The sequence below is a fragment of the Streptosporangium sp. NPDC048886 genome, assembly GCF_055586905.1.
In genome coordinates, this window is the sequence record NZ_JBVJHH010000029.1 from 103,023 (window position 1) to 124,092 (window position 21,070).

The following is a 21,070-nucleotide window of genomic DNA, read 5'->3' on the forward strand; positions in this document are numbered from 1 at the left end:
GTTACCCGCGCTCGAGCCGCAGGGTGGAGCGAGGCAGTAAAGTTCGGAAGCGTGACAGCGCGTATCGAACGAGTGGTGACCGAGGGCGTCGTCGATGTCGACGGCGCCGAGCACAAGGTCGAGAACAACACCTGGATCCTGGGTGACGATGAGGAGGTCATCGTCATCGATCCCGCGCGTGACGCGGAGAAGATCCTGGAGAAGGTCGGCGAGCGGGAGGTGCTGGCCGTCATCTGCACCCACGGCCTGCCCGACCACGTGGGCGCGGCCATCGAGGTGGCGGCGCGGGACGAGGCCGTGGTCGCCCTCCACCCCAAGGACCGGCCGCTTTGGCGGCTGACCTGGCCGGACACCTGGCCGGACATCGACATGGAGGACGAGGGCGTGTTCGGCGTCGCCGACGTCGAGCTGGAGGTCATGGCCACCCCCGGCGTCTCCCAGGGCGGTGTCTCGCTCTACTGCGAGGCCCTCGACGCGGTCTTCACCGGCAAGACCCTGCAGGCCGACGGGCCCGGCAAGATCGGTGGGGAGTATCCCGCGCTGGCCGACCAGCTCACCGCCATCGGCGGCCGGCTGTTCACCCTGCGCCACGGCATCCGCGTGCTGCCCGCGCACGGCGAGGAGACCACCATCGGCGCCCTGGAGCCGCAGTTCGACGCCTGGCTGTCCGGCTCGCTGACCCGCGGTGAGGTGACCGAGAAGAGCGAGGGCCCGCTGAGCGACGGGACCCGGGCGGCCAAGATCAACCTGAAGCTCCTCGACGAGTAGTCCTCCGTGGACCAGCTCCCCCTTGAGGGCATGCCGCGGCGGCTCTACTCCTGCACGCCGTCGCGGCTGAACACCTGGCTCGACTGCCCCCGGCGCCACCGGTTCACCTACCTGGACCGGCCCTCGCCGCAGAAGGGGCCGCCCTGGGCGCACAACAGCGTGGGGTCCAGCGTCCACAACGCCCTGGCCGCCTGGTGGCGCGAGCCGTACGAACGCCGGACGCCGGTGACGGCGGCCACCCTGGTCACCAAGGGGTGGATCAACGAGGGGTTCCGCGACGCCGAGCAGTCGGCGACCTGGCGTGACCGGGCCCGCGACATGACCGCCGGATACGTCGCCGGCCTCGACCCCGCCGACGAGCCGGTCGGCGTCGAACGGACCGTGGCCACCCGGACCTCCGTCATCGCCGTCTCCGGCCGCATCGACCGGCTCGACCGGCGGGGTGACGAACTGGTCGTGGTCGACTACAAGACCGGCCGCCGCCCCCTCACCGCCGACGACGCCCGCTCCTCGCTCGCGCTGGCCGTCTACGCCATCGCCTCCTCGCGGGTGCTGCGCCGGCCCTGTTACCGGGTCGAGCTCCACCACCTGCCGACCGGCACGGTCGCCGAGTGGGAGCACACCGACGAGTCCCTGGCCCGCCATCTGAGCCGGGCCGAGGAGATCGCGATCGAGGCGTCCGAGGCCGAGGACCGCTACCGGGCCTGGTCGGGCCCGGCGCGGACCGGCGGTGCCGGCCGCACCCCGCCCGAGGTGCCCCCGGAGGTCGACGCGCTCTTCCCGCCCAGGACCGGCCCCCTCTGCTCCTGGTGCGACTTCCGCAGGCACTGCCCGGAGGGCCAGGCGGCCTCGGGCGACCGCCTGCCCTGGGACGGCCTGGCCGACTGACCGCGGTCCGGGACGCCTCCCGGGCCGGGTGGCGGCGGGTGCCGGGACGGGGCCGGGGATCAGGCGGCGTCCGGCACCCCGGCCGGCCAGCGGCGTGGGTCGGTCAGCCCCCTGAGCCCCCGGCTGACGTCGTAGCCCGCGGCGCCCAGGCGGGCCCGGGCCCCGGCGAGCATGTCCCGGGTGTAGGGCATGAACGCGCGGTCGTGGACGGGCTCGGGCACCGAGTTCATACCCAGCCGGAAGGCCCTCAGTGCCGCGCTCACGGTGCTCGGCGGCACCTCGGGCAGCACGCCGTACAGCTTCCTGGCCCAGTCCGGCAGCGAGTAGTAGCACAGCGCGCCGAACGGGAAGTAGGCGGGCTTGCCGGGGGCGAGCATCCGGAGCTCGGCAGGCAGTCGCGGCCACAGCAGGAAGCGCACCGTGGAGGCCGACTCCGGGATCACCCTCAGCCGGGACCGCATCCCGGTGAAGTAGGCGTCCAGCTCCGCCATCGAGCCGGGCACGTCCTCGGCGTGCAGGCCCACGTAGGTGGCGCTGCGGCGCTGCTCGGCCAGGTAGCGGTCGGCCTGGCGGTCGCTGAGGCCGAGACCGGCCCGCCGCGCCACCGACAGGTAGGACGAGACCTCGGCGCAGTGCACCCAGAGCAACAGCTCGGGGTCGTCCACCCGGTGGGTCCTGCCGGTGTCGGGGTCGTCGATGCGCAGCCGGCGGTGGATCCCCCGGACCCGGCGGCCGATCTCGTCGGCCTCCGCCGGGCTGCCGAACGTGACCCGGCCCACGAAGTCCGCCGTACGGCGGAGCCGTCCGAACGGGTCCTCCTGGAAGTTGGAGTTCTGCCAGACTCCGCGCATCGCGAGCGGGTGCAGCGCCTGCAGCATGAGGCCCCGGACCCCGCCGACCCACATGGAGCGGTCGATGTGCACCAGCCACGTCGCGGTGTGCGGGGGCTGGACGACGATGTCTTCGATGCTCGCCATAGTAAGTAGATGATTACATGGCATTCGACGGGAAATCCAACAGGGGTGGTCGATGACGGGAAACCACTGGTGGACCGGGGTGGCGGGGAGCCTCAGCCGAGTGAGCGCGTCTCCGCCGCGTTCCAGAACCGGGTGAGCGCGGCGGCCGTCGTCTCGGGGGCCTCCACCGCGGGGGAGTGGGCGGCGCCGGGGACGACCACGCACTCGGCGTTCAGCCGGGCGGCCATCTCCGACTGCATCGGCGGCGGCCAGCCGTCGTCGTGCTCGCCGTACAGGACCAGGGTGGGGACCTCGACCTGGGCGAGCTCGTCGCACCGGTCCGGCGCGGAGAGGACCTGCTCGGTCATCGTGGCCATGCCGGTCAGGGAGTTGGCGAACAACCGCTTGCGCAGGAACGCGATGATGTCGTCCGGCACCCCCGCGGACAGGGCCTCGGGCTCCATCCGGGTGTGCCACATGTGCTCCAGGCCGGCCTCGGGCAGCTCCGAGATCATGGTCCGGCCCGCGCGCTCGCGGACGCCCACGATGGCGGCGGGGCCCGAGCTCATCAGCGTGTAGGAGGCGAACTTGGTGCGGCCGTCGATGACCGCCTCCCGGGTGACCAGGCCGCCGAAGGAGTGGCCGACCAGGTGGAGGGGCTCGCCCCCGCCGATCGTGTGCGCCAGGACGTCGATGTCGTTGCCGAGCGCCGCGCAGGTGTAGGCCCGGGGGTCCTCAGGGCCGGCGGTCTCGAACTGCCCGCGCATGTCGACCGCGATGACCTGGCGCCCCGACTGGGCGAGCGTCTGCAGGACCGCGATGAAGTCTTCCTTGCTGCCGGTGAGGCCCGGGACCAGCAGGGCGGGCCAGCGCTCGGGGACGCCGCTGACCGGCAGGGCCTCCAGCACGGTGAAGGCGCCCACCGACGTCTCGATCTGGCGGGTCCGGACGCCAGGAGGCAGGGTCAGAAATCGCGGCGTACTCACGTGGCCCCACGATACCTCTCTTGGTGACATGGCTCTGTGCGTCTCAGGACGCGAAAAGGGGCGCCACCTCGTGGTCGCGCCCCTTCCCTTCCGTACGGTCAGCTCGGGCGGCGTGCGCCCCGCTGCTGGCCTCGGTTCGGCGGGCGGCGGCGGCTCTGCGCCCGCTCGGAGGCCGCCGACGGGGCGATCTCGTCGTCGTCCGTCGCCAGGTCCGGTGACTGGAAGATCACCGCGAACGGGCTCGGGGGGATGATCTTCTCCGGCTGCGGGCGGGGCGCGGGCGCCTCGGCGGGTTCGTCGTCCCAGCGGTCGGACACGGGCTCCTCCTCCCACTGCGGGACCTCGGCCACCGGCTCACGCCTGCGGCGCGGCCTGTCGGCCTGCTCCGCAGCGGGTCCGTCGGGAGCCTGCGCCCCGGCGCCCTCGGTGAGGCTCACCTCGGGGTTCAGCCCGGCCCTGCGGGTCCGGCCCCGGCGGGGCGCGGTCTCGGCGGACCGGTCGTCACGGTCGTCCTTGCGAGAGGTCACATCCACCTCCACCTCGGCGAGCTCGACGAGCGGGCTCTGGATCCCCTGGGCCGCGGCCGGCGCCGGAGTCTCCTCGGCGGTACGGCCGGCACGTGTGCGACGGCGCTTGGGCTCCTCGACCGGCGCCGCCTCGACGGCCGTCTCCTCCGCCCGCACGTCCTGCACGGTCTCCGCCGCCTCCTCGCCCGACCGGCCGCCGCGGGTGCGGCGGCGCTCCCGGGGAGCGCGGGCGGGACGCTCGCGCCGCTCCTCCCGCTCCTCCTCGCGTCCCCTGCGGGGACCGCGGGAGCGGACGCGCCCGGTCTCGCCGAGGTCCTCGACCTCTTCGGCGGCCAGGCCCGCCCGGGACCGGTTGGCGTGCGGCAGCACGCCCTTGGTGCCCTCGGGGATGCCCAGGTCGCTGAAGACGTGCGGGGAGGTCGAGTAGGTCTCCACGGGCTCGGCGAAGTCGAGCGACAGCGCGTTGTTGATGACCTTCCAGCGGGTGAGGTCCTCCCACTCCACGAAGGTCACCGCGACGCCGGTCTTGCCCGCCCGGCCGGTGCGGCCGATCCGGTGCACGTAGGCCTTCTCGTCCTGCGGGCAGTCGTAGTTGACGACGTGCGTGACGTCGTCGACGTCGATGCCGCGCGCGGCCACGTCGGTGGCGACCAGCACGTCGATCTTGCCGTTGCGGAAGGCCCGCAGAGCCTGCTCGCGCTGGCCCTGACCCAGGTCTCCGTGGACGGCCGCGGCGGCGAAGCCGCGCCTCTTGAGCTCGTCGACGACCATGTCGCAGGCGCGCTTGGTCTCACAGAAGATCATCGTGAGCCCGCGCCCCTCGCACTGGAGCAGGCGGCCCACGATCTCGATCTTGTCCATCCGGTGCGCGCGCCAGACGAACTGGGTCGTCTGCGGCGTGGCCTCGGCTTCGGCGTCGTGGTTCTCGGCCCGCACGTGGGTGGGGCGGGTGAGGTAACGCCGGGACAGGGCGACGATCTCGCCCGGCAGGGTCGCGGAGAACAGCATCGTCTGCCGCTTGTCCGGGATGAGCTTGATGATGCGCTCGATGTCGGGCAGGAAGCCCAGGTCGAGCATGCGGTCGGCCTCGTCGAGGACGAGCACGTCGATCTGGCCGAGGTCGAGGTGCTTCTGCTTGACCAGGTCGAGCAGGCGGCCCGGGGTGCCGACGATGACGTCGACGCCCTGCTTGAGCGCCTCGATCTGGGGTTCGTAGGCGCGCCCGCCGTAGACGGTGAGGATCCGCGAGCCGAGCTTGCCGGCGGCCGTCACCAGGTCTTCGGTGACCTGGACGGCCAGCTCGCGGGTCGGCACGACGACCAGCCCGCGGGGCTTCTTGCGGTTCTTCCGGGGCTTGCCGACACGCTGCAGCATCGCCACGCCGAAGGCGTAGGTCTTGCCGGTGCCGGTGCGCGCCTGGCCGATGATGTCCTGGCCGTTGAGGGCCAGGGGGAGTGCCATCTCCTGAATCGGGAACGGCGTGATGATGCCCTCGGTCTCGAGGGCATCGGCGATCTCTGGTGTGACTCCGAGGTCTCGGAACGTCGTCAGCTTGGCCTGCCTAAATCTCCGTTGAAGGCAAGCCTGTCGGGACCACGGACGCAAAAATCCCCGTGCCCGGGTCCTCGTGGAAGGGCCAGCCCTCTCATGTCATCAGCGACCGCTGCGGCGTCATGCCGACTTTGGGGGCGTCCGGGAGCAGATCTCCTGGATTAACACAGTGCGGTCGCACTTTCTCAGAGCAGTGTACTCGATACCACAACGCGGAACCGATTTCTTAGTATTCCTGATGAATCGCCGGGTCAGTCAACTCGTAGGCTGCCTTCATGAGTGATTCCCCTGCCGGCGTCGCCGATCTGCTCGGCGTGCTCGCCTACGCGGAGCTGACCGCCTTCCTCCGCCTTGCCGAGGATGCCACGCGGCACGCCCCGTCACTGGCCGACCGGGCCGCGCTCGGCGACCTGGCGGCCACCGAATACGCCCATTTCCGGCTGCTCCACGACCGGATCGCCTCGCTCGGGATCGATCCGGAGGAGGCGATGGCCCCGTTCGTCGGGCCACTGGACGACTGGCATACCCAGACCACCCCGGGAGACTGGCCGGAGGCGCTGGTCAAGGCGTACGTCGGCACCGGGATCGCGCTCGACTTCTACCGGGAGGCCGCCGCCGGCGTGGACCCCGAGACGCGGCGGCTCGTCGACGAGGTGCTCGCGGACGAGGGGCGGTCGCAGTTCGCCGTCGAGCGGGTCGGCGCGGCCATCAAGGAGGACCCCACGCTGAGCGGGCGGCTGGCGCTGTGGGCCAGGCGGCTGGTGGGAGAGTCGCTGAGCCAGGGCCAGCACGTGGCCGCGGCCCGGCCGGAGCTCGCCGAGCTGCTGGTGGAGGCGGCGGGGGAGGACATCGGCCGGATGTTCGCCCGGCTGACGGAGGCGCACGGCAGGCGGATGGCCGCCATGGGACTGACCCCGGGGCCCTGATCCGCAGGGGCGGGCGGGCCGGCGGACGGCCGCTCCGCCGGGGTGGGCGGGGGCGTCTGCGGACAGGTCTGCTGATCGAGCAGCGTGAAGGCGCCGAACGGTTGTAACGTGCGAGATATGAGGGCCTCGCGCCGCTACGGCAGTTCCTTGACGAGATGTGGGCCGAACCGCTGGACTTCGCGCGCCGTGTTACGCAGGGGCGGCGACGACTGTCCGGCCATGACCCTGGGGCGGCACCGCGTCCGCCGGGCCCGCCGGCCACGCTGCTGCGGGCTGGGCGAGCGGGACGGGTGCCGCGCGGGCTGAGCCCGCCGCGCGCCCGGCGCCCCGGACCCGCGCCATGGCCGCAGGGGACGGCCTGGCGCGAGCCGTACGGGGTCTAGAGGGTGCCGCCGAAACCGACGGTCCTGGGCTCGTCCTCACCGATCTCGATGAAGCCGAGTGAGGAGATCGGGACGAGGACCCTGCGGCCCTTGCTGTCGGTGATGCCGAAGACGCCGCGTTCGGTGGTGATGGCCTTGCCGAGCTCCTCCTCGACCTGCTCGGCCGACAGGTCGGTCTCCACTACAAGCTCACGGTGCACGGAACGCACGCCGATTTTGATTTCCATAGTGCTCCCTTTCGACGAGGGTTGCTCGTCCCATGGTCGCCTCATCGGGCGCGCGACGCGCCGGTTGATCGCGTCAAGCGAACAGAGGTGTCGGTCAGTGGTCGGCGTTCGTGCGCGGGAAGCCCGAGATCCCGCGCCAGGACAGCCGGGCGATGAGCTGGGTGGCGGCGTCCTTGGGGATGGAGCCGTTGCTGCTGATCCAGTAGCGGGCGCTGACCTCGGCCATGCCGACCAGGCCGACGCCCAGCAGCCGTGCCTCGTCGCTTGAGCAGCCGGTGTCCTCCTGGATGACCTGGCTGATCATCTCGGCGCTCTCGCGGAGGTTGCGCTCGATGCGCTGGCGGACCGGGGCGACGTTGCGCAGGTCCGACTCGAAGACCAGGCGGAACGCCTCGCCCTGACCGGAGACGAAGTCGAAGAAGGCGCCGATCGCGGCCTGGACGCGCTGCTTGTTGTCGGTGGTGGAGGCCAGCGCGTCGCGGCAGCGGGCGATCATGTCGTCCACGTGGAGGTCGAGCAGGGCCAGGTAGAGCTCCTGCTTGCCGGGGAAGTGCTGGTAGAGCACCGGCTTGCTGACCCCGGCCCGCTCGGCGATGTCGTCCATCGCGGCCGCGTGGTAGCCGTTCTCCACGAACACTTCCTGCGCCGCGCTGAGCAGCTGGCGGCGACGGGCCATTCGGGGCAGCCGGGTGCCCCGGGGCTTGGCGTCCGGGGTAGCGGTCACGGCGTTCTCCTTGCGGGTGCTCCTGCTGTCGTGAATCATCCTACGCGTGGGTAACTCGGGTCAGCGATAGCCGTGTGACCCGGGTCAACGGTAGTCGTCCTCGTCCAGCTCCACCGTGCGGCTCTGCTCGGCGGTGTCGGCGGGGTCGGCCTCCAGCGGGATGTGGTCGGGCCATTCGGGGCCGTCGGCGTCCACCGACTGGTGCTGCTCGGCCACGTCGGCCTCGGGCGCCTCGGGCGAGGTCTCCCCGGGCCAGTCGCCGACGTCGTCGCCTGCCCGGCGGTGCTGCTCGGCCGCGTCGGCCTCGGGCGCCTCGATCCCGATCTCCTCGGAGCGGGCGTCCTCGGGCTCTTCCCCGTGCAGGCTGTCGTCGCGCACATCCATCTCTGACATCCGCTCTGTTTCCGTTCTCCTGCGAACACCGGACATCGCCAAGCGTACGGCGTCGGGTCCCGCCTGCTGAGAAAGGCATGGCATCGGGTCTGCCATGAGGGGTACCTGCCCGGTTGGTGAGTGTTTGCAGTTACTTGGCGCCATTTCCGAACATGTGCGCGAAACTTGACGGGTAACTCCAAGGCAGGGGGTCGTCATGCGGAGCATCTGGAAAGGCACGGTCTCGTTCGGGCTGATCACGATCCCGGTCAGGCTGTTCGGCGCGACGGAACGCCGTGACGTCACCTTCCACCTGGTGCACGGGGAGGACGGCGGCCGGATCAGGTTCCGCCGGTTCTGCCAGGTGTGCGAGGAGGAGGTCTCGTTCGCCGACGTGGCCAAGGGCTACGAGTTCCCCAACGGGGACATGGTCGTGCTCGCCGGCGACGACTTCGAGGACCTGCCGCTGTCCACCTCGCGCAGGATCGAGGTGCTCCAGTTCAGCCCGGCGGACCAGATCGACCCGATCCTGCTGGACAAGTCCTACTACCTGGAGCCGGACGCCGTCGGGGTCAAGCCGTACGCGCTGCTCCGTGACGCGCTGGAGCGCTCGGGGCTGGTGGCGGTCGTCAAGGTGGCGCTGCGGCAGCGCGAGTCCCTGGCGACGCTCCGGGTCCGCGAGGGGGTGTTCGTGCTGGAGACCATGCTCTGGCCGGACGAGGTGCGCCCGGCGGACTTCGCGTTCCTGGAGGAGGGCGTCGACGTCCGGCCGCAGGAGGTGAGGATGACGGAGTCGCTGATCGAGGCGATGGTCGCGGACTTCGACCCCTCCGCCCACAAGGACGCCTACCGGGAGGCGGTCCACGAGGTCATCGAGGCGAAGGTCGCCGGCCGGGAGATCGTCCCCGCCGAGGTCCCGGTGGAAGAGGGGCCGCCGGCCGATCTGATGGCCGCCCTCCGCGCCAGCGTCGAGGCGGCCAAGAAAGACCGCCGTGGCACGGCTCCGGTGCGGGAGCCCGCCGCCGGGGAGGCCGGAAACACCGGAGAGGCCGGAAACACCGGAAGGGCCGGAGAAAAGGAAAAGGCTCCCCGTAAACGGAATACGCGCCGTCCGGCGTGAACGGGCGGACGGACGCCGTGACGCCGGAGACCGGCTTCTCCGCGAAATGAGGGCTCCAGGCCCGAAAGCCTGGAGCCCTCACCTGGAATGCCGAGAAAAGCGATTTCACGTGCCGGCTGAGAATCGAAGACCCGGAAAACCGCCTTTCGAGTGCCCGTGTCCTCCGCGTGATCACGGCTCCCTGTGGGGAATCGCGATCCCGGTGGACACGGGCACCCCGCTCCTCCGCCGTGGGCCCGAAGCCATTGCCCCGCCGTGGGCCCGGAGCGGGCAACAACGGTGGATCGGGGCGTGGGCGGTCAGCTGTCTCGACCACCCGCCGCGCTCAGAGCCGAGCGCGACCCCGGTCCGGCGTCCAGCCCGGAAGGCTAGACGTTGTTGTTGTTGTTGTCGTTCTGGGCGTCCTCTTCATTGTTGTTGTTGTTGTTGATGTTGATGTTGAACTTGTGACGCTGGTGACGGTGGTGGCACGAGTGGCGGTTGCCGCGCCAGCCGCCCCAGCCGCCGCAACGCCACCGGCGGTGGCAGCCGCAGCCCGCCCAGCCCCAGTTGGCCTGGAAGGAGGCGATGGAGGTGGTGGTCGCACCGGCGGCGGCGTTGGCCGCAGTGGTGACACCGCCGAGAGCGGCGCCGCCACCGGCCATCGCCGTGCTGAGAGCGAGACCTGCGATGACACTCTTGAACTTGGGCATTGCGTTTCCCCCTTGAAAGGATCGGTTGCCCCGTTTAAGACATTTTCCGGAGTGATCGGAGAATGCCCCGGGATGGTCGCTAATGGTCCATCCCTGGTTGTCTTGATTTCCTCGCATGTCGGGTGACAAACGGAGATTAGCGGCTTTTACTATCTCCTTATCCGTTTATTGATGATGTTGGACTTTATCTGTGAGTTTTGGAGTGGAATGCGTTTAATGTCGCATTTGTGTACGGGCTGCACGGCGGGGGCTATCGTTAAAGGAAGGCGGACAAAGGTGGACAAAGGAGGATGTGTGAGTGTCGAGCCGATTCCGAGCTGGCCGGGTGAGCTGATCGAGCTGGGGGAGCGGAGTGTCCATGTGCGCTCGACCCCGCCCGGCCCCGCCGAGACGGCCGTCTACGTGCACGGCCTGGCGGGCTCGGCGACCAACTGGACCGATCTGATGGGCGAGCTGTCCGACGTGGTCACCGGCCACGCGGTCGACCTGCCCGGATCCGGCTACTCGCCCGAGCCGCCCGGTGGCGACTACTCGGTCGGCGCCCACGCCGGGACCGTCGCCGCGCTGATCGAACGGGTCGCCACCAGGCCCGTCCACCTGTTCGGCAACTCCCTGGGCGGCGCGGTTTCGGTGCGGGTCGCCGCGACCCGCCCGGAGCTGGTCCGTTCCCTCACGCTCATCTCGCCGGCCCTGCCCGACCTGCTGCCCAGATACGGTCCGGCGCGGGTGGCCCTGTCGGCGGTGCCGAGGCTGGGCGAGTGGGCCGCGACGCAGCTGGCCGCCCTGCCGGCCGAGCGCAGGCTCAACGCCACGCTCGCCATGTGTTACGCCGACCTCGGCCGGCTCCACCCGGAGCGGCTGCGGGAGGCGGCCGAGGAGCTGCGCCGCAGGGACGGCCTGCCGTACGCGGCGGCCGCGCTGGTCGGCTCGGCCCGGGGCATCGTCGCCGAATACTTCAGGCGCGGCGCGGAGAACCTGTGGCGGCAGGCGGCCCAGGTGACCGCGCCCACGCTGGTCGTCCACGGCCGCCACGACCGGCTGGTCAACCCGCGCATGGCCGCGCGGGCCGGACGGACCTTCCCGCACGTGCGGCTGGTGCTGCTGCCCGACGCCGGGCACGTGGCGCAGATGGAACTGCCCGGAAGGGTGGCCCGTGAGGCCCGGCGTCTGATAGGTGAGACTGCTCCCGTCCCGATTGGGAATGACTGAGGCACCGCGTTAGGTTGTGAGTGGTGCGTGCTGTGCCCAGCCGTACCGCCAAGACGCCCTGAAACGGGAGTGGAACTGTGTCGTTGCCACCGCTGGTAGAGCCGGCAGCCGAGCTGACCGTCGACGAGGTGCGCCGTTATTCGCGCCATCTGATCATCCCCGACGTGGGCATGGCCGGGCAGAAGCGCCTGAAGAACGCCAAGGTGCTCTGTGTGGGCGCCGGTGGCCTGGGCTCGCCGGCCCTGCTGTACCTCGCCGCCGCGGGCGTGGGCACGCTCGGGATCATCGACTTCGACGTCGTCGACGAGTCCAACCTGCAGCGCCAGGTCATCCACGGCCAGTCCGACGTCGGCCGCCTCAAGGCCGAGAGCGCCGCGGCCAGCGTCCGGGAGATCAACCCGCTGGTCGACGTGGTCGTCCACAACGTGGCGCTGACCACCGACAACGTCATGGAGATCTTCTCCCGGTACGACCTGATCGTGGACGGCACCGACAACTTCGCCACCCGCTACATGGTCAACGACGCGGCCGTCCTGCTCGGCAAGCCGTACGTCTGGGGCTCGATCTACCGCTTCGACGGCCAGGCGAGCGTCTTCTGGGCCGAGCACGGCCCCTGCTACCGCTGCCTCTACCCCGAGCCCCCGCCCCCCGGCATGGTCCCCTCCTGCGCCGAGGGCGGCGTGCTCGGCGTGCTCTGCGCCTCGATCGGCTCCATCCAGGTCAACGAGGCCATCAAGCTGCTCACCGGCATCGGTGAGCCGTTGGTCGGCCGGCTGATGATCTACGACGCCCTGGAGATGAACTACCGTTCGGTCAAGGTCCGCAAGGACCCCGAGTGCGTGCTCTGCGGCAAGAACCCGACGGTCACCCAGCTCCTGGACGACTACGAGGCGTTCTGCGGCGCGGTCTCCCAGGAGGCCCAGGAGGCAGCCTCGGGCTCCACGATCACCGCGACGGAGCTCAAGTCCATGCAGGACGCCGACGAGAACATCTACGTGATCGACGTCCGCGAGCCGAACGAGTACGAGATCGTCTCCATCCCCGGCGCCGTGCTCATCCCCAAGGGTGAGTTCCTCAACGGCTCCGCGCTGGAGAAGCTCCCCCAGGACAAGCGTATCGTCCTGCACTGCAAGTCCGGCGCCCGGTCCGCCGAGGTCCTGGCGATCGTCAAGAACGCCGGCTTCTCCGACGCCGTCCACGTGGGCGGCGGCGTGCTGAGCTGGGTCAAGACGGTCGACCCGAGCCTGCCGAGCTACTGACCCCCATACCGGCCACCGCCGACGCCCCGCGGAGCACCGCTCCGCGGGGCGTCGTGTCATTCCGCCCCCCAAGTGCCTTCGAATCCGGCTGATCTGGGCGGAACGGCGGATGACACCCTCCTCGCCGCATTAAGGTCGGAGGCGTGAACGGAGCCCCAGGTCAGCGGCGGCCTGCCTGGCCGATGCTGGTCGCGGCGTCCGTGCTGACGCTGACCTGCGCGGTGGTGGCCGGGGTGGCTTCGAGCATCGCGGGGACGGAGCTCACCCGCGGTCCGAGCGTGGCGGAGCTGGAGCGGGCCGCCGCCGGTGAGATGGCCCGGCGCTGGCAGGTGTGGCCCGCCGGGCGGGTCTTCCCCGAGACCATCAGCTACGCCGCCGAGCAGGGCGGCGAGGAGAAGGCGCGCCGCGTGGGCATCTCGCCGGAGACCCGCTGCGACAGGGGGGTGGACGCCAAGCTGAGGAAGGCGCTGCGCCGGGCGGGCTGCCGGGGCATCCTGCGCGCCACCTATCTCGACGCGCTCCAGGGCGTCGTCGTCACCGTCGGCGTCGCGGCCTTCCCGGGAGAGGCGGGCGCGGCCGCGGCCAAGGCGGCGCTGCCCAGGGGCGGCCGTCCCTCCCCGGGGCTGAAGGCGCTGGCCTTCCCCGGCACGGTCACCGACCGCTTCACCTCGGCGGGGCGGCAGAACAGCCTGGTGCGGCAGGCCGGACCGTACGTGGTGATGACCACGGTCGGCCAGGTCGACGGCCGTCCGGCCAGGGCGGTGGGGGAGCAGCGGCCGACCATGTTCGCCTTCACCGGCGACATCGCCGACAGGGTCCTCGCCGACCTGTCCACGCCCGTGCGGCCCGACTGCGTCTCGGAGGAATGGCGATGTTGAGGTGGGCGGGCGCCGTCGGGGCGCTGGCCGTGATCGCGCTGGGGGCGGCGCCCGCCGCGCACGCCGACGACGTCCGGGGCAGCCAGCGTCAGGTGCTGCGGACCCTCGACCTGCCCGGCGCCTGGCGGACCTCCATGGGCGGGGACGTGACCGTGGCGGTGCTGGACTCGGGGGTGGACCCCGCCCATCGCGACCTGGCCGGCTCGGTGACCGAGGGCAAGGACTTCACCGCGGGGGCCAACCCGCCGGGAGTGGCCCCCCTGCGGCTGCACGGCACCTACATGGCCTCGCTCATCGCCGGGCACGGGCACGGCCCCGGCGGGGCGGACGGGGTGATCGGGGTCGCGCCCAGGGCGAAGGTGCTGTCGGTCCGGGTGATCCTGGAGGACGAGGAGCCGGGATTCCGGGAGTTCAACACTGCCGAGCGGTTCGAGAACGTGGTGGCCAGGGGGATCAGATACGCCGTGGACCACGGCGCGGACGTGATCAACATGTCGATCTCCAAGGAGCTGGCGACCAAGGAGGAGCGCGCGGCGGTCCGTTACGCGATCTCCAGGGGGGTCGTGCTCGTCGCCGCGGCGGGCAACGAGGGGGCGGGCAAGCCCGACTCCACCGGTTACGCCCCCTACTCCTACCCGGCGGCCTTCCCGGGGGTGGTCTCGGTGGCCGCGGCCGACCGGGGGCTGCGCCGGGCCTCCTTCTCCAACTGGAACCCCTCGGTCCTGGTGGCCGCGCCCGGGGTGGACATCCTCGGCGCGGGCCCCGGCGACGAATACTGGGTCGGCCGCGGCACCTCCCAGGCGACCGCGCTGGTCTCCGGCGTCGCCGCGCTGATAAAAGCGAAATATCCGAAAATGTCGCCCGCGCTGGTCGCGCAGGCGCTCACCACCGGAGCGGTCCGGCGGCCGAGCGGGGGTTACGACACCGGCATGGGCTTCGGCGTCGTCAACGCCCCCCGGGCACTCGCCGAGGCCGCCAGGATCTCCCGTCACACCCTCACCGCCGGCCCCGGCGGCCACGACCCCGCACGCCCGCTGGGCCGGGGGGTGGCGCCGGTGCAGGTGATCCACCGGGACCAGCACAAGATCGCCGTGTACGGAGGGGTGGCGGCGGCCGCCGGGCTCGGCGCGGTCGCGTCCCTGGCGGTGATCGCCGTGCTGGTGGGGCGGGCGCGGTCGGCGGCCCGGTCCGCGGCGGAGCCCCCGGCCCCGGTCCCGGCCCCGTGAGGGCGCCGGGTCGCCCGTGACGGTCTCCGGCCCCGGCGCGCGGACGCGGCCGGCTCTCACGGACCGTGACATCACAAACGCACTCCGACGATAGGGTGGCGACGCCCTGCGACGTAGCATCGAAGTATGTCGAAGCCGGAGCGGCCCCAGGAGCCAGGACGGCGACCGGAGGCCTCGGCGTCTCCCGCCCGTGACGGCCGCCCGCCGCCCGGCTCCTGGACGCCGCGCGCGGGCGGCGCCCGGGTGCGGCGGGTCTCCCCGTCCGGCGCCGTCGCCCGGCGGGTCCGGGTCCGGGCCTGGCCCGCGGCGGGCCGTGACCGCCTGGCGGCCGAGCGTGCCGAGCGCGCCACCCTGGAGCAGGGGATCCGGTTCCGGACGATCTTCCTGATCCTGATGGGCACGATCCTGGCGATCGGCGCGAGCGACGTGCTGACCGGCGCGGTCGGGCTGCTCCGGGAGACCGCCGCCCGCCCGCTCACGGCCGCCGAGCAGGCCCGCTACATCAAGGACGACATCGCCAGGCGCTGGCACGCCTGGTCCACCGACCTGGTCTTCCCCACGGAGCTTCAGTACATCGGCCTCGGCCGGGCCCAACAGTACGCCCGGCGGGTCGGCCTCGCCCCCGAGGTCCCCTGCAGGTCCGGCGTGGACGCCTCGACGGGCTCCGTCCTGGCCCAGTACGGCTGCCGCACGCTGCTGCGGGCCACCTACGTGGACCAGACCTCCACGTTCGTCATCACCGTGGGCGTCGCGGTGCTCCAGGACGAGGAGACGCGGATCGCCGCGACCGCGCAACTGCCGGTGGACGACCGCGTGGGGGTGCGGCCGGTGGCCTTCCCCGGCACGCCCAGCGAGCTGTTCGGCGCCGCCCAGCGGCAGCGCAACGCCTGGGTCGCGGCCGGCCCCTACGTCGTCTTCTCCACCGCCGGCTACAGCGACGGGCGCACCCGCGCGTCGATCTCCCCGGAGGAGATCCTGCACAGCGAGCTGTGGCCGGCGGCGCAGGCGGTGGCCGGGCGCATCGCCCGTGCCCTGGGCGACGAGCCCAGCGCCGTGCCGCAGTGCACCCAGGGAAACGTGTGTTGAGGCGGCGGCGGGCCTGGGCGGCGGGCGCCCTGGCGGCTCTCTCCCTGACGGTCGCCACCCCGGTGGGCGCCGCCGACGCGCGCGCGGACCAGCGCTGGGTGCTGGAGGCGATGAACGTCGAGCAGGCATGGAAGACCACCAAAGGCGCGGGCGTCACCGTGGCCCTGGTGGACAGCACGGTGGACGGCGGCGTCGCGGAGCTGCGCGGCCGGGTCGTCTCCGGCCCCGACATGGGTTCGGCGCAGCCCGCGGAGGGCGGGCCCGACGCGGTCTGGCACGGCACGGCGATGGCCTCGCTCATCGCCGGGGCGGGCAACGGCGCCGACGGCCTCCTCGGCACCGCGCCCGAGGCGCGGATCCTGTCGCTGCCGCTGGTCCTGCGGGGCGGGCCGGACAACCGGGCCGTCCAGCCGGAGGCGGACCTGCGGACGCAGACCGACAGCCCGGTGGCGCGCGCGATCCGCTACGCCGCCAACCACGGGGCCAAGGTCGTCAGCATGTCCCTGGGCGCCTACGGGCCGCACAGGGCCGAGCGCGAGGCGGTCTCCTACGCGCTGTCGCGGGGCGTGGTGCTGGTCGCGGCCGTCGGCAACGACGGAGGCTCCGAGCACTCCCTCGACAACGCCACCTCCTTCTGGAACTTCCCCGCCGGATACTCCGGGGTCATCGGGGTGGGCGCGGTCGACGTGACGGGCCGGCCGGCCCCCTTCAGCAGCGACAACCTGTCGGTGCTGGTCTCCGCGCCGGGCGTGGACATACCGGTGGTGATCCCGGGCGGCGGCTACCGCTCCGCGGAGGGCACCAGTGCCGCGGCGGCACTGGTTGCGGGGATCGCCGCACTCATAAAAGCGAAATATCCAGATATCCCGCCGCAGTTGGTCTCGCGGGCCCTCACCTCCACCGCCACATCCGCCCCCGCCGCCGGATACGACGACCACGTCGGATTCGGGGTCGTCGACGCCGGAGCGGCGCTGGCCAGGGCGGGAGAGCTGATGAGCCGTACGGCGCAGGCGTCCCCGCCGGCGGTCCAGCACTTCGGCGCGGGATCCCTGTCCCGGGAGCCCGCCCGGCCCGGCCCCGACCCGTTCCGGCTCGGTCTGTACGGCGCGGGCCTGATCGGCGGGCTGCTGGCCTTCGGCGGGGCCGTGGTGATGCTCACCCGGCGGTCGGGGCCGGCGGCTCCGGCGGCCCGGGAACGGGCGGACGGGCAGGCCGGGCCGTGGCCGTGAGCCGGGCGCGGGGCAGCGGGGCGTTGAATCGATTGGAACGCTTTTTGGACACTGTTCGGACGCGGTGGGGCGGATGACGGCCCCGGCGGTCGGAGGACCGCCGGATGTTCGCTAGGGTCGCCCCTCATGGGGTACGAGTTGCGCGTGGAGCGCCCGGCGCCTCTCGCCTTCGCGGAACTCGCGACAGTGCTGGGGCAGGCGGGGTTCGAGTTCCGCGGTTCGCAGGAGGTGGGCGAGGTCCTGGCCCGCCACGACGGGGCCGTTCACGCCATAGCCGTCTGGAACGGCGGCCTGTCCGGCACGCCCGGATCCGACTGGCAGGTGGCCCAGCTGGCGCGGGTCTCCGCCCTGCTGGGCGCGCGCCTGGTCGGCGAGGACGGGGAGTCCTACGCGATCCGTGACGGCCTCGTCGAGCAGCTGAACGGCTCGGCGGCCTACGAGTTCGGCAAACTCGACGAGATCCTCGCGGCCGGGCCAGCCGTATGGAGCCAGTAGGCCACCCGCCCCCGTACGCCGAGCGGGTGCTCGACCTGGTCGAGCGCATTCCGCCCGGGATGGTGATGTCCTACGGCGACATCGCCGAATACCTCGGCGAGGGAGGCCCCCGCCAGGTCGGGAAAGTCATGTCCACCTGGGGTGGAGGCGTGCCCTGGTGGCGTGTCGTGCACGCCGACGGGACCCCGCCGCCGGGTCACGAGCAGCGGTGTCTGGCGCAGTGGCGGCAGGAGCGGACCCCGCTGAGGGGCGCCCGCGCGGACATGCGCTCGGCGCGATGGGACGGGATGCCGGAAAGCACGGCGTAACCGGCTTCAGCGCGGCCCACTAACATGGCCTAGGACAGCGGTCTGTCCGAAAGGCGGTGCCTCCCCCATGGCCACCGGCACCACACCAGCGCGGTCCGGCGGCGATTCCGCCCCCGACCGCCTACGGGCTGTTCAAGATCTCTGTGACCGGGGAGAACCGCTCGAATCGATCATGGCGGCGGTGCTCGCCGAGGGGCTGACCCCGGCCGAGCGCCGCAGGTTCGACGCCGACGCGCTGGCCGGCCCGCTCGGCTCCCGGCTCGATCTGGCGGTCAAGCGCGGCGCCGCCCGCCGTCGCGAGTTCGTCACGGCCGTCAGGCCCTACCTCGCCGGCGTGGACGCGCGGGTCAAGCGTGACCTGCCGGTGGCCCGCAGGATCGCCTTCCACCTGGTCGAGCACCGGGAGGTGGACGACCTCGCCGACGGCGACGCGCTGCAGAAGATCGCCGCGGCTGCGGCGGAGCCGTCCAGGCGGGTCCGCAGGAAGCTGCGCTGGTATGCGGACCTGCCGCTCCAGGACGAGCTGCCGGAGGCCATGTACCGCCTGCGCGCCGCCGACCTGATCCCGGTGACCCAGGTCGAGGACGTCTCCTGGTCCGGTGGCCGGCTGCGGATCAGCGGCCACGCCTACCTGGCCGGCCTCTCGGTCCGCAGTCCCCGGTTCAACCGGGCCACCGTCGTGCTGCGCGGTCCTCGCTGGCTGCCCCCGGTGCGGCTGCGCACCCGCAGGATCTTCCACCCGGAGGCCACCCACGGCGCCGAGGAGGCCGGCTGCAACTACGACTGGTCCGGCTTCGTCGCCGAGCTGCACCCCTGGGCGCTGCGCTGGCGTGCCGCGGCGCGGGCCGTCGTGCGCGGCGGCAAGCGGCTGCTCCGCCACCGGGCCGTCGTGCGCGACACCACCACCTGGCGTGCCGAGATCGTGATCTGGAGCCGGGGCGCCCGCGCCAAGGGCCTGCTCCGCGGCCCCTCCATCGGCCGCACCGAGCGTCCCCGGGGCCTGGACCTCGGCGGTGGCCGGTGGGTCCGCCCGGTCTGGACCTCCGACCGCGCCCTCCAGGTCGTGCTCCAGCCCACCCGGGCCGAGCTGACGGAGGTGCGGCTGGAGGGCGACCGGCTGGAGTTGAAGGTGTTCCTGCCCGGCCGGGGGCACGCCAAGGGCCACGCGCGCCTGGACGGCCACCGGATGTCGGCCGACTTCACCCCGGTCGAGGGGGGCACCGAGGTCGTCGTGCCGCTCGCCGTACCCTCGCTGCTGCAGGAGCGCGACGGCGGCCGGCTCTGGATCGAGCCCAAGGGCGACCCGGCGGCCGCGGTCATGCTCGGCCGGGCCGAGGAGAGCCGCTCGGTCGTCGGCGAGCGGGAGATCACCGTGCTGGGCGACCGGCGCGACCGGGTGATCGTCTCCGCGCACCGGATCCGCCCGATCATCTCGGCGGCGACCTGGGACGAGAGCGGCGCGCTCACCCTCGAAGGCTCCTATCCGGGTTCCGGGGCGGCCGAGCTGACGCTCAGGCACCGCACCGGGCTCATCCACACCGTCGCGCTGGAGCGGGCCGGATCCCGCTTCTCGGCGCGGTTCGCGCCCGCCGCGATGCCCCGCTTCGGGGAGACCGTGCCGCTGGGCAGCGGGAGCTGGAGCATGGCGGTCCGCGACCCCGCCGGGCAGATCGTGCCGCTCCGGGTCGACCACGCCGTCCTCGACTCGCTGGATGAGGAGCCCAAGCTCCGCGACGGCCGGGAATACCGCCTGGTCTCCACCCGGTTCGACGTGCCGGTGCTGACCGTCGCCGAGCACCGGCCCGACGACGAGAAGGGCGCCGGCGGCCTCTACGCCCTGCGGCGCTCGTTCTACCCGGCCGAGCGGGCCCGCGAGCTGAGCGACGCGACCGTCTACGTCGCCTACGACGGCCGACAGTACGAAGGCAACGTCCGGGCGATCTACGAGGAGCGCGTCCGGCGCGGCGACGACCGTGAGCACATCTGGGTGGTCAAGGACGGGGCGTTCGTGCCGCCGGGTTCGACGGAGCTCGGGTTCGGCTCCGACATCCGGCCGACGGTGGTCCGTGCGGGCAGCCGCGAGCACTACGCGGTGCTCGCGCGCTCGCGCCACGTGGTGACCAACGGCTTCCTGCCGCCGTGGTTCCGCGCCCGCGAGGACCAGGTGGTCGTGCAGACCTGGCACGGCAGCCCGCTCAAGCGCCTGGGCAACGACCTGCCGCACATGTCCCGCGACCCGAAGCCGCCGGCCTGGCACCGGCAGGCGGTCGAGGTGCGGGGCTGGGACCTGCTGGTCTCACAGAGCCCGTGGGCCACCCCGATCCTGCGCAAGGCGTTCGGCTACCAGGGCGAGGTCCTGGAGAGCGGCTACCCGCGCAACGACGTGCTGTCGGCCCCCGACCGGGACGAGCTGGCCGCGCGGGTGCGCCGCAGGCTCGGCATCGCCGAGGGCGCCAAGGTGGTGCTCTACGCGCCGACCTTCCGCGACTACGACCGCAAGAACGCCTCGCTCCGGCTGGACCTGGCCGAGGCGCGGCGGGTGCTCGGTCCCGGCCACGAGTTCCTGATCAGGGCGCATTCGATGCAGGCGGCGCCCAACGTGCCCCAGGGCCTCGGCCGCGACGTCACCACGTATCCGGACATGGCGGACCTGCTGCTGGTCGCCGACGTGCTGATCACCGACTACTCCTCCGTCATGTTCGACTTCGCCGCGACCGGGCGGCCCATGCTCTTCTTCACCCACGACCTGTCGCGCTACTCGGCCAAGCGGGGCCTCTACCTCGATCTGACCGCCGAGGCCCCCGGGCCCCTGCTGACCACCGGCGCCCAGGTGATCGAGGCGGTGAAGACGATCGACGAGGTGGCCGCCGCGCACGCCGAGCGGTACGAACGCTTCCGGCGCGGCTACGCCCCCCGCGACGACGGCAAGGCGACCGCCCGGCTGGTCGACCACGTCTTCGTCTCCTGACCCGGGGCCGGGCCGGGACGGCCGCGGCGGCGATCAGATGGCATGCGTCACTGCGCGCTCCGGTCCGCCGGCCCGGGGCGGTCCGGCCTCCGGTGCCGCGCGCCCCTCTGCGCCGGTCTGAGCTGGGCGTACGCCCCCGACGATCAAGAAAGGCGGCCCGGACGGCCCGGCCGTCCGGCTGATCGGATCAACGTTCCGCCATGCCGCGCACCCGGAGTCGGCACGATCATCGCCCGAGATCTGGTGGAATGGCGAGTTGTGAGTGGCCAGGGCTGGCGTTTGGTGCGTCGTG

Annotated in this window: 20 protein-coding genes; 13 read left to right on the plus strand and 7 right to left on the minus strand. The window is 72.3% G+C overall.

Translation table 11 applies throughout. The annotated features are described in order from the left end of the window. Positions 1-51: 51 nt before the first annotated feature. The gene (locus tag ACZ6R6_RS31710; RefSeq protein ID WP_306864183.1) at positions 52-768 is read left to right on the plus strand and encodes an MBL fold metallo-hydrolase; all 717 of its coding nucleotides are present in this window, start codon (positions 52-54) and stop codon (positions 766-768) included. 6 nt (positions 769-774) lie between these two features. Next, a complete protein-coding gene (locus ACZ6R6_RS31715) occupies positions 775-1,656 on the plus strand; it encodes a RecB family exonuclease (RefSeq protein WP_470099546.1) in 882 nt (293 codons plus the stop codon). A gap of 59 nt (positions 1,657-1,715) precedes the next feature. Here the strand turns inward: ACZ6R6_RS31715 and ACZ6R6_RS31720 are convergent, their stop codons facing one another. The 3 genes from ACZ6R6_RS31720 to ACZ6R6_RS31730 all read right to left on the minus strand — a co-directional run bounded on the left by ACZ6R6_RS31720 (position 1,716) and on the right by ACZ6R6_RS31730 (position 5,586). After that, positions 1,716-2,633: an oxygenase MpaB family protein gene (locus ACZ6R6_RS31720; RefSeq protein WP_470099548.1), complete on the minus strand. Its 918-nt coding sequence runs from the start codon at positions 2,631-2,633 to the stop codon at positions 1,716-1,718. 92 nt (positions 2,634-2,725) lie between these two features. Then, a complete protein-coding gene (locus tag ACZ6R6_RS31725; protein WP_470099550.1) occupies positions 2,726-3,598 on the minus strand; it encodes an alpha/beta fold hydrolase in 873 nt (290 codons plus the stop codon). A 98-nt stretch (positions 3,599-3,696) separates the two neighbouring features. Then, complete coding sequence (locus ACZ6R6_RS31730; protein ID WP_470099552.1) at positions 3,697-5,586, minus strand: DEAD/DEAH box helicase; 1,890 nt, start codon at positions 5,584-5,586, stop codon at positions 3,697-3,699. A gap of 365 nt (positions 5,587-5,951) precedes the next feature. On the opposite strand from ACZ6R6_RS31730, the gene ACZ6R6_RS31735 reads away from it, so the two are divergent. After that, on the plus strand, positions 5,952-6,602 hold the full coding sequence (locus ACZ6R6_RS31735; protein WP_470099554.1) for a ferritin-like fold-containing protein: 651 nt from the start codon (positions 5,952-5,954) through the stop codon (positions 6,600-6,602). Positions 6,603-6,981: 379 nt separating this feature from the next. Here ACZ6R6_RS31735 and ACZ6R6_RS31740 read toward each other — a convergent pair whose 3' ends face one another. From ACZ6R6_RS31740 to ACZ6R6_RS31750, 3 genes are all read right to left on the minus strand, one after another. Further along, positions 6,982-7,212 carry a DUF3107 domain-containing protein gene (locus ACZ6R6_RS31740; protein ID WP_306864199.1) on the minus strand — a complete coding sequence of 77 codons (231 nt, stop codon included), beginning with the start codon at positions 7,210-7,212 and terminating at the stop codon, positions 6,982-6,984. A 94-nt stretch (positions 7,213-7,306) separates the two neighbouring features. Next, a complete protein-coding gene (locus ACZ6R6_RS31745; protein ID WP_470099556.1) occupies positions 7,307-7,936 on the minus strand; it encodes a TetR/AcrR family transcriptional regulator in 630 nt (209 codons plus the stop codon). Between the two features lie 84 nt (positions 7,937-8,020). Beyond that, complete coding sequence (locus ACZ6R6_RS31750; RefSeq protein WP_470099558.1) at positions 8,021-8,329, minus strand: hypothetical protein; 309 nt, start codon at positions 8,327-8,329, stop codon at positions 8,021-8,023. A gap of 196 nt (positions 8,330-8,525) precedes the next feature. Here ACZ6R6_RS31750 and ku point away from each other — a divergent pair, with 196 nt between their 5' ends. Then, on the plus strand, positions 8,526-9,428 hold the full coding sequence (gene ku, locus ACZ6R6_RS31755) for a non-homologous end joining protein Ku (RefSeq protein WP_470099560.1): 903 nt from the start codon (positions 8,526-8,528) through the stop codon (positions 9,426-9,428). A gap of 368 nt (positions 9,429-9,796) precedes the next feature. On the opposite strand, the gene ACZ6R6_RS31760 is transcribed toward ku, so the two are convergent. Then, positions 9,797-10,120, minus strand: coding sequence for a hypothetical protein (locus ACZ6R6_RS31760; protein ID WP_470099562.1), 324 nt, complete (start codon positions 10,118-10,120; stop codon positions 9,797-9,799). Between the two features lie 294 nt (positions 10,121-10,414). Here ACZ6R6_RS31760 and ACZ6R6_RS31765 point away from each other — a divergent pair, with 294 nt between their 5' ends. From ACZ6R6_RS31765 to ACZ6R6_RS31805, 9 genes are all read left to right on the plus strand, one after another. Continuing rightward, positions 10,415-11,329: an alpha/beta fold hydrolase gene (locus tag ACZ6R6_RS31765; protein ID WP_470099564.1), complete on the plus strand. Its 915-nt coding sequence runs from the start codon at positions 10,415-10,417 to the stop codon at positions 11,327-11,329. A 77-nt stretch (positions 11,330-11,406) separates the two neighbouring features. Beyond that, a complete protein-coding gene (moeZ, locus tag ACZ6R6_RS31770) occupies positions 11,407-12,588 on the plus strand; it encodes an adenylyltransferase/sulfurtransferase MoeZ (RefSeq protein WP_470099566.1) in 1,182 nt (393 codons plus the stop codon). Between the two features lie 143 nt (positions 12,589-12,731). Beyond that, positions 12,732-13,466, plus strand: coding sequence for a hypothetical protein (locus tag ACZ6R6_RS31775; protein WP_470099568.1), 735 nt, complete (start codon positions 12,732-12,734; stop codon positions 13,464-13,466). Then, on the plus strand, positions 13,460-14,692 hold the full coding sequence (locus ACZ6R6_RS31780) for a S8 family serine peptidase (RefSeq protein ID WP_470099570.1): 1,233 nt from the start codon (positions 13,460-13,462) through the stop codon (positions 14,690-14,692). The genes ACZ6R6_RS31775 and ACZ6R6_RS31780 overlap by 7 nt, the downstream gene beginning before the upstream one ends. A 126-nt stretch (positions 14,693-14,818) precedes the next feature. After that, positions 14,819-15,778 (plus strand): hypothetical protein, encoded by a 960-nt coding sequence (locus tag ACZ6R6_RS31785; RefSeq protein WP_470099572.1) that lies wholly within the window; start codon positions 14,819-14,821, stop codon positions 15,776-15,778. Then, complete coding sequence (locus ACZ6R6_RS31790; RefSeq protein WP_470099574.1) at positions 15,772-17,007, plus strand: S8 family serine peptidase; 1,236 nt, start codon at positions 15,772-15,774, stop codon at positions 17,005-17,007. Before ACZ6R6_RS31785 ends, ACZ6R6_RS31790 begins: the two co-directional genes overlap by 7 nt. Before the next feature lie 126 nt (positions 17,008-17,133). Further along, positions 17,134-17,502 carry a hypothetical protein gene (locus tag ACZ6R6_RS31795; protein ID WP_306864226.1) on the plus strand — a complete coding sequence of 123 codons (369 nt, stop codon included), beginning with the start codon at positions 17,134-17,136 and terminating at the stop codon, positions 17,500-17,502. Beyond that, positions 17,490-17,810, plus strand: a complete 321-nt coding sequence (locus tag ACZ6R6_RS31800) for an MGMT family protein (RefSeq protein WP_306864228.1) — start codon at positions 17,490-17,492, stop codon at positions 17,808-17,810. Before ACZ6R6_RS31795 ends, ACZ6R6_RS31800 begins: the two co-directional genes overlap by 13 nt. Before the next feature lie 172 nt (positions 17,811-17,982). After that, positions 17,983-20,778, plus strand: coding sequence for a CDP-glycerol glycerophosphotransferase family protein (locus tag ACZ6R6_RS31805; protein ID WP_470099576.1), 2,796 nt, complete (start codon positions 17,983-17,985; stop codon positions 20,776-20,778). The last annotated feature ends 292 nt before the right edge of the window (positions 20,779-21,070 follow it).